Origin of the sequence: Pseudoponticoccus marisrubri (assembly GCF_001482405.1) — a bacterium.
GTDB classification, from domain to species: Bacteria; Pseudomonadota; Alphaproteobacteria; order Rhodobacterales; family Rhodobacteraceae; genus Pseudoponticoccus; species Pseudoponticoccus marisrubri.
Genome location: NZ_LPXO01000081.1, coordinates 1 through 287, shown reverse-complemented (window position 1 = coordinate 287; position 287 = coordinate 1). Strand labels below are relative to the sequence as shown.

1 protein-coding gene is annotated in these 287 nt (G+C 50.2%); it reads right to left on the bottom strand.

Translation table 11 applies throughout. The annotated features are described in order from the left end of the window. Nucleotides 1-287, bottom strand: a 287-nt coding sequence (locus AVJ23_RS23030; protein ID WP_157772785.1) for a hypothetical protein, incomplete at both ends; no start/stop codon positions are given.

The following is a 287-nucleotide window of genomic DNA, read 5'->3' as shown; positions in this document are numbered from 1 at the left end:
GCTTGTGTACCTTGGAGATCGGTCAGCGTATTGCCATAGAAACTGCCAGAATATTCGTTTGTTCCAAGCTTCCATTGTAGTGACTGAACCTCGCTGAGATCTACGGATGCCAGTTGACCCTCACGCTCCATAAGTCGCAGTTCTTTTTGGAGATTTTCTGCTTCTTCCCGGCTAATGGCCGCACTATCTTTCCATTCCGTCTTGCGGATCGGATAGACAAACACCTCGGCTCTGTCGAAGGCGAATTGCTGGTGCTGGAACGTGAGCTGCGCACCGTAAAATGGGTT